Raw genomic sequence first — 7,986 nt, 5'->3', positions numbered from 1 at the left:
CTTCCACTACTAAGATTTTAGTACACGTTGCCATAACTATCGCTCCCAGCTTGAGTTATCAACTCTTTTTCCTATTTTTTCGCCTAGGCCCGGCGTTATCCTGCTACCTGTTGTACTGACCTTCTTTCCGTTTTTATATTTCCATGTTTGCTAATACGCCAAATACTTGTGATCCGCGTACCCTTCTATAAGGAAAGACAAAAATAACTTGTACCCTTGATAGGATTGTTGTAATATGGAGCGCTTTCTACAAATCCAAGCTTCTGGTAAAGTGCTCTTGCATTTTTCATGGCAAAAAGGGCACGCACATACAGTCTTTTCATTTCGCACGTCTGCTCACTATACTTTCTTAAAGCAACGCAACCTGCTATTTTCCCATCTGAATATGCAGTATATAACCTTCCAGCAGGGCGAGCATACTTACCCGGTAAAGTTGATAATTCCTCATTAAAGTTCTGAAAGCTTAGATCCACATCCAGCGATCTGACATATTCAGTAAAGAGTGCTTCTACTCCCCCCTCGTGACAAAAACTTAAAGGTGCTCTTTGGTAGCGATGTGAATAGTTTTCACGGGCATATCTAAGCCTATTTCTGTTTCGGTTACCGAGCAGCGATAGGCCAACACTTCTACCCCTGCCGCCTGGGCCTGATAAAGAGCTTGGCTAAAAGCAGGGTCCATTTGGGTGTGAGGCCGGAACAAAACTGCATCCTGGCGCTGAATAATAAAAATTACCGCTGCCCGCGCGCCTTGGCCCATCAGTTCTGTTAATTCTCCCACCTGGCGCGCGCCCCTTAGAGTAGGGGCATCGGGAAACAAAGCTACACCATCCTCCACTAAGGTGCAACCTTTTACTTCTATATAGCAGTCTGGTTTATCCTGCCCTTGGAGCAAAAAATCAAAGCGACTACGTTTGTATCTAGGTTCAGCCTTGATACTGTCATAGCCCTTAAAAGTGGGCCAAGCACCGGCATCAAGAGCCAGCTTGGCTAAACGATTGGGTACACCGCTGTCCACCGAAACTAAAACTTCCCGACCCTTCACTAATTTTAAATCAAAAGCAGTTTTTCTGTTGGGATTGGCTGCTGCCGCTACATATACTTCCGCTCCGGGGAAAAGCAGTTCCTTTAATCTACCCGGATCGGCCACATGGGCTAAAATCTCCTTTCCCTTCAGATCGACCTGGGCTAAGAACCGATTAGGGCGGGCAATTAGGCACCCTTTCTTCAGCGGAGGTAAGGTAATGTTTATGGGGGTCACTGGTGCCACCTTCTTTCCATTAAGCAACTGTGCTTATTTTATACACAGGGTACTAAGCAAAAGCAACCCAAAAAAAATAGTAAGACCTAGCCCGCCCAACGTCATAACTAAGGTATAAACCGCTCCGACTTAATAAAAGCGGCTTTCCTTTTTTATGCCCTAATGTTAAATTAAAGGCGGAGGTCAGCAAAGGAGGAACTCTTATCATGCGCATTGTCATTGCACCGGATTCGTTTAAGGGCAGTCTGACTGCTGTCCAAGCAGCAGAGGCCATGGCTGCCGGGGTAAAGCGCATCTTTCCTCAAGCCGAGCTGGAGCTAGTCCCCATGGCTGACGGGGGTGAAGGAACCACCGCGGCCCTGGTTATGGCCACCAACGGCAGTTTGCGCCACGTAACCGTAACCGGTCCATTAGGTGAGCCGGTTCAGGCTAGCTATGGTGTGCTGGGGGATGGAGAAACCGCGGTGATAGAAATGGCTGCCGCCGCCGGCCTGTACTTAGTTCCCGAGGACAAGCGAAATCCCCTTCTTACCACTACTTACGGTGTGGGTGAACTGATAGCCGCGGCCCTGGCTTCTGGCTGCCGACATTTGATCATCGGCATCGGCGGCAGTGCCACCAACGACGGCGGTGTCGGTATGGCTCAGGCTCTAGGGGCACGGTTTCTAGATGTAAGCGGTAAGGATATCGGCTGGGGCGGTGGCAACCTCAAGGATTTGGCCCACCTAGACCTAGCGCCCATAAAGTCCCGTCTGCACGGGGTGAAAATTACTGTGGCCTGTGATGTAAACAACCCCCTCTGCGGACCGCACGGGGCAGCTGCCATCTACGGACCGCAAAAAGGAGCTACTCCGGACATGGTAGCCCGGCTGGACGCCAACCTGGCTCACTTGGCTGAAGTCATCCGACACCACCTGGGGCGGGACATCAAAGAGGTTCCCGGAGCTGGAGCCGCCGGTGGGCTTGGGGCCGGGCTGATGGCCTTTTTAGGGGCCACTTTAAAACCAGGCATTGACATTGTTATCCAAGCTGTAGGTCTGGCGGAACGTCTGCACCGGACCAATCTGGTGCTCACCGGTGAAGGCAAAATAGATGCTCAGACTGCCTTCGGTAAGACCCTGGCCGGTATTGCTCAAGCAGCCCAAGCAAACAACATTCCGGTGATCGCCATTGCCGGCGGTATCGGCGACGATGTGGAACCGGTTTATGCCTGCGGCATCCAGGCTGTCTATCCCCTTACTCCCTACCCTCTCTCCTTGCCGGAAGCCATGCGTCGCAGCCAAGAACTGCTTGTCTTAGCTACCGAACGGGCCCTGCGTCTGGTTACCGTGGGCCAGCAACTTAGCTTTCTGGGCAAAAATAAGTAGGTATCGAGTAATAGGGGATAACTATGCTAAAAGCCGCTCCCTGCCTGAGGGAGCGGCTTTGCTAAGGCTTTATTTATGATGGTCTATTTTCCGCCTACATCAACTCCGGCCGGCAGTGTCTGCAGCTCGCCTTCGGTAGCGGCCACAACCACAGCACCGGCAGCGTCACCGATCACATTCATGGAGGTACGGATCATGTCAAAGATCCGGTCCACGCCGGCGATAAGAAGGATACCGTCCAGCGGCAGTCCCACTGTCTGCAGCACCATACTGAGCATGATCATGCCGGCACCGGGAACACCGGCGGTACCGATAGAAGCTAAGGTAGCCGTGAGGATGATCATTAGATACTGCGGGAGACCAAGTTGAATACCATAAACCTGGGCGATGAAAAAGGCGCAGACACCCTGGTAAATAGCCGTGCCGTCCATATTGATGGTGGCGCCCAGCGGTTGAACAAAGCTGGAGATTTCATTGGGCACACCTAAGTTCTCTTGAGCATTGCGCATGGAAACAGGCAGCGTAGCGCTGCTGGAGCAAGTGGTGAAGGCCACAGCCCAAGCCTCGAACATCCCCTGGAAAAAATGCAGTGGACTCATCCGGGCAAAAAGGTAAACTGCTCCCGAATACACCACGGCTGCGTGCAAAAGGTTGGCAATGTAGACAGCAATCAGTGCTTTGGCTAACGGTAGTAACACATCCGGTCCATTGGTAGCTGTAACCCAGGCCATGAGAGCCCCGGCAGCGTAAGGTGCCAAGCCCATTACCATGCCGGTAATTTTATACATTACTTCAGCAACGCTATTACAGAAAGCCAAGAACGGTTTACCCTTGTCGCCGATCATAGTGGCCGCTACACCGGCAAAGAGGGCAAATACAATAATTTGCAGCATGTTATCAGTGGCCAGCGAGTTGATTATATTGGTCGGCACCATGTTAAGAAAGACTTCGATAACGTTGGGCATCGGTTTGGCCTCGTATTTGTCTACTTCTTTCAGTACAAACCCGGCCCCCGGTTGTATTATAAGAGCCACAATAAGGCCGATAACAATAGCGACGGCGGTAGTAATCAGAAAATAAGCTACAGTTTTTCCGCCGACACGACCCAGTTTCCTCAGGTCGCCGATACTGGAGGCGCCAACTACCAGCGAAGCGAACACCATGGGCGCTATAAGCATCTTGATCAGCCGAATAAAGAGATCGCCCACAGGTTTAAGCGCTGCCAGTTGGGGGAAAATGAGGCCTAACACCGCACCGATAAGAAATCCGATCAGGATTTTCTGCCACAGTTTCACTCTTGTACCCCCCCCTTAAAAGAGTTGGTGTCATCTTGGGACTGGCCTTCTTCCATCTATTTGCTCGTAATCACCCCCTAAAACGAAGGTTGAGGCCTTAGGTAATTTTGAGTTGTTCTCGCCGCTTTTCGGCGCTTTTCATGATACCTTTCAAGCTCACTACCGCCCGTTCGTGCGTGCCCTGGCCTATTTCACCAACTTCGTCATAAGCTTTGAACCGGAAAAAAAGGCGATTGTCTTGCACTTGTTCCAGGACCGCTTGTACCGTGACTGTTAAGCCCAGGAGCGTCGGGGCTGTGTGCTTGAAGTTGAAACCTGTGCTTACCGTTACAAAACCATCGGGAAGTTTGGGATCCACCGCCCTTACCGCTGCCTCAACTACAAAAGCAACTAACACCGGCGTGGCAAACATGGTTTTTAAGGCACCGCTACCAAAATGGAGGGCTGTGTCTGCCTCGGTAACCACCTTTTGAACGGTGGCGGCAGCACCTGGCTGTAATTTAAATAGACTTTGCATGCCTCTACCTCCCTTTTTTTGGTAATCCGAGCAGGGGATCTGGTCCGGGACCGAGATTTGTTATGTTGCCGCTTGTGCAATGATGGGCAACTGGGTCATTATTGCGACCCTTATGATTATATATATTGGCCTCGACGGCAGGAATTCCTGCTGCCGGCCCCTATTTAAATTTTAGAACTTTAAGTTCCTGGGCAATGAAGCTCGAACGACTATTTTGGCCCTGGCAATAACCTCGTATCAGCAGCGGTTTAAGCTGCCCGCTAAACAGGATATGACCGTAGCGATGGTAAACATCTTCAAAAACAGTAACATCCAGTAAGCCGGTTTCGTCTTCCAGGGACAAAAACGCCACCCGGCGACCGCTTCTGGTGGGCGGACGGTGCGGTCTTATCGGCAATCCAGCTACCCAACATTCTACCCCGGGCCGTTGTCGAGAAGCAGCACCGATAGGCAATACTCCAGCCCCAGCTAGCTGCGATCGAACTAAGCTTAAGGGGTGTCCACTCCAAGAAAAGCCGAGGATATCCCATTCTAAAGCGATCCGCTCGGCCGGAGTGAAATCAGGTACCTTTGAGCCGGTACAATTCAGGTTGTCCTGCCATAACAGAGCACGCCGGTTAGGGTTAAAAGCCAAGGCCGCTCCGGCTAAAATTAAAGCTGCGCGTAAATTGGCCGGAAGATCTACCCGCTCGGTTAAGTCTGCCCAGGAAATAAATGCTTGGTTTTCCCGCACAGCCAGCAGTTCGGTTAAGACCTTCTCTTTCATCCCTTTGATTTGCTTGAGGCCAATTCTAAGGGCACCGTTTTCCACCGTGTAACCGGCAGCGCTTACATTAATATCCGGCGGCAGTATTTTAATCCCCCGCCGCCGTGCCTCCCCGATCAGCACCCAGGGTGGATAATAACCCAAGGGCTGGCAGCTTAGCAACGCAGCCAAATATTCGGCCGGGCAGTGAGCCAGCAAATAAGCGGTTTTGTAGGCTGTGGTAGCAAAAGCGGCGGCATGGGCTTCGCAAAAGCCGTAGCTGGCATAACCGGCTATAGTGGCGAAAATTTCTTCTGCTTCCTGGCGCTTAAGGCCCCGACCCATGGCTCGGGCGATAAACTCCGAACCGATGGCATCCATTTCTTTTTGGGATCGGGCATGGGTCATCACCCGCCGCAGCCGGTCGGCCTCCCCAGCGGTAAAGCCGGCGATAATGCGGGCAATTTCGATCACCTGCTCCTGAAACAGTACTACCCCGAAAGTCTTAGCCAGCACCGGCTTAAGTTCTGGATGTGGATAAGTCACGGCCTCTTGGCCCCGACGGCGGGCTACAAACGGATCCACCATATTACCTTTGATTGGTCCGGGACGAATCAGGGCTAGGCTGGCCACAATATCCTCCATATTGTCGGCAGCCAATCGCCGCTGCAAAGCCCGCTGAGCCGGACTTTCCAATTGGAAGACCCCAATAGTGTTACCGGAGCGCAGCAGCTCAAATGTCTTGACATCATCCAGAGGCAAATTCTCATAGGGGATTTCCTTTCCACCCCTGCTTGTTAGGACCAGAGATTCCTCTACTGCGCTTAACGTGCGCAGTGATAACAAATCCAGCTTCACTAAGCCTAAATCCTCGATATCGTTTTTATCGAACTGGGTCACCACAGCTCCTTTGGCTGAATACTGCAGGGGAACCAGAGTCGACAGGGGTTCGCGAGCCACTACCAATCCACCCAGGTGGGTCCCTAAGTGACGGGGAAACCCGGCCGCGGCAGCGCAAAAAGAAAGCAGCTGTTGATATCGCTCCCAGGGTAGGGAGCTGTTTTTTAATTCCGGCACTTTCTCCCGCGCCGCTATAATGCCATCGGCCGGTACGAAATAAGGCAGGCGTTTTGCCAGTTGGTCAACCTCGTCTGGAGGCAATTCTAAGGCTTTGCCCAAATCCCGCACGGCTGACCGGGCTTGAAAGGTACTATAGGTGGCCACCGCCGCCACTTTATCCCGGCCATACCGCTCCTTCAAGTATTCGGCCAGCTCATCGCGCCGCCTGGCGTCCACATCCAGATCAATATCCGGCTGCTCTGCCCGTTCCCGGCTGAGAAAGCGCTCAAACAACAGCTGGCGGTGAAAAGCGTCCACTTCGGTAATCCCCAAACAATAGGCCACCACCGAGTCGGCGGCCGATCCGCGCCCGGCGCAACGAATACGACGGACCTTGGCTTCTCTGACCACATCCCATAAGACGAGAAAGTAATCGGCAAAGCCAAGGTCCGCGATCACCGCCAGCTCCTGCTTTAGCCGCTGACGTAACGTGTCCGTTAGGCTACCGTAACGCTCAAAGGCACCCTGAAAAGTAAGCCGCTGTAGCATGGACACAGCTGTTTCTCTCGGCGGAGCAGGAAAGCGAGGAAACAGCAGTTTTCCCGTAGGTAGCGAAGGACTGAGCGATTCGGCCAGCCGTGCACTTTCCGTCACTGCTTGCGGATAAGCGGCCAATAGTGCTTTTATTTCAGCCGCCGACTTTAAATAGTTTTCGCTATTGAGCGGCCGCTCTGAATGCACAGTAGACACGGTAGTATGAGTCCGGACACAGGTAAACAGATCATGTAGAGGAAAATCCTCCCGGCTGGCATAATGGACATTAGCCGTGGCCACTAATTTTATCTTTAGAGCCGCGGCTAAATCAGCCAAGGTGCGATGCAAATAATTGTCACCCGGTAATAACCCGGCTACTAATTCTAAATAAAAATCGGGGCCGAACAAAGCCTGCAGCCTTCGGGCGGCCGCCTCAGCCTCCAGTAAACGTCCTTGTAAAATAAGCGCCGGTATTTCTCCCCGGCGACAACTGGACAGCGCCACCAAGCCCTGACGATGGGCCGCCAAGTTCTCCCTCGTAACCTCCGGCTCTCGCCGCCTTCCCTCCAGGTGAGCCCTGCTAAGCAGCCGGCACAGATTGCGATAGCCGCCTTCATCACGGGCCAACAGTACCAAATGATAACCACCGACAGTGGTCACCTCCGCCCCTAAGATAGGCTTAATCCCCGCAGCCCCAGCCGCCCGGACAAACCGCACTGCCCCCGATAAGTTATTATGGTCGGTGAGAGCCAGCGCCGGTTGCCCCAACTTAGCCGCTCGCTCCACCAAAGACTCGATAGAACTGGCCCCGTCTAAAAAAGAAAAGGGCGAATGAACGTGTAGGTGAGCAAAAGGCGGCTCAAGCATGAATCAAGCTCCTCTCTAGTGGCACAGTTTGCGGGCGGCCACAGAGGGCCGCCCCTACACCTGGGTTTCAGCTATCTCGGACAGTCCCCGTGGCTAGTCATAAACCTTGTATAAGAACCAGCAGCCCGAAATTCGTTCCTGATAAAGCTCGTAGAGCCCGCCGTCGTCGGCCAGCAGCCGGTAAAACACTTTTTCCGGCTCATTCTCCCACCAGGCGCCGGTATCCACCCATCGTTCCAGAACGGCAGTAACAAAGTAACGTTTCTTTCGCCACTGAAAAAAGTGCGGACCACCGTCTGTCGCTGTAACAGTTACCGGGTGTTCAACCAGTCGCATGGTCCAGT

Annotated in this window: 6 protein-coding genes; 1 reads left to right on the top strand and 5 read right to left on the bottom strand. The window is 52.7% G+C overall.

Going from position 1 to position 7,986, the window contains the following annotated elements; translation table 11 throughout:
- Positions 1 to 532: 532 nt before the first annotated feature.
- On the bottom strand, positions 533 to 1,258 hold the full coding sequence (gene sfsA, locus GX016_07395; GenBank protein ID HHT71381.1) for a DNA/RNA nuclease SfsA: 726 nt from the start codon (positions 1,256 to 1,258) through the stop codon (positions 533 to 535).
- Between the two features lie 206 nt (positions 1,259 to 1,464).
- On the opposite strand from sfsA, the gene GX016_07390 reads away from it, so the two are divergent.
- Positions 1,465 to 2,625, top strand: coding sequence for a glycerate kinase (locus GX016_07390; protein ID HHT71380.1), 1,161 nt, complete (start codon positions 1,465 to 1,467; stop codon positions 2,623 to 2,625).
- A gap of 83 nt (positions 2,626 to 2,708) precedes the next feature.
- On the opposite strand, the gene GX016_07385 is transcribed toward GX016_07390, so the two are convergent.
- The 4 genes from GX016_07385 to GX016_07370 all read right to left on the bottom strand — a co-directional run.
- Positions 2,709 to 3,920, bottom strand: coding sequence for a dicarboxylate/amino acid:cation symporter (locus GX016_07385; GenBank protein ID HHT71379.1), 1,212 nt, complete (start codon positions 3,918 to 3,920; stop codon positions 2,709 to 2,711).
- 97 nt (positions 3,921 to 4,017) lie between these two features.
- Positions 4,018 to 4,437, bottom strand: coding sequence for a hypothetical protein (locus tag GX016_07380; GenBank protein HHT71378.1), 420 nt, complete (start codon positions 4,435 to 4,437; stop codon positions 4,018 to 4,020).
- 160 nt (positions 4,438 to 4,597) lie between these two features.
- Entirely contained in the window at positions 4,598 to 7,642 is a 3,045-nt protein-coding gene (locus GX016_07375) for a DNA polymerase III subunit alpha (protein ID HHT71377.1), read from the bottom strand.
- A 93-nt stretch (positions 7,643 to 7,735) separates the two neighbouring features.
- Positions 7,736 to 7,986: hypothetical protein (locus tag GX016_07370; GenBank protein ID HHT71376.1), on the bottom strand; the 251-nt coding region annotated here is incomplete at its 5' end.

It is taken from the genome of Bacillota bacterium (genome assembly GCA_012837285.1).
Lineage (GTDB): Bacteria > Bacillota > DTU030 > DUMP01 > DUMP01 > DUNI01.
This window is presented reverse-complemented; position numbering and strand designations above follow the sequence as displayed.

What these genes read in the sequence shown, in the direction of transcription:
- GX016_07375 (HHT71377.1), bottom strand. Translation starts at nt 7,642, where the DNA reads ATGCTTGAGCCGCCTTTTGCTCACCTACACGTTCATTCGCCCTTTTCT.
- GX016_07390 (HHT71380.1), top strand. Translation starts at nt 1,465, where the DNA reads ATGCGCATTGTCATTGCACCGGATTCGTTTAAGGGCAGTCTGACTGCT.
- GX016_07380 (HHT71378.1), bottom strand. Translation starts at nt 4,437, where the DNA reads ATGCAAAGTCTATTTAAATTACAGCCAGGTGCTGCCGCCACCGTTCAA.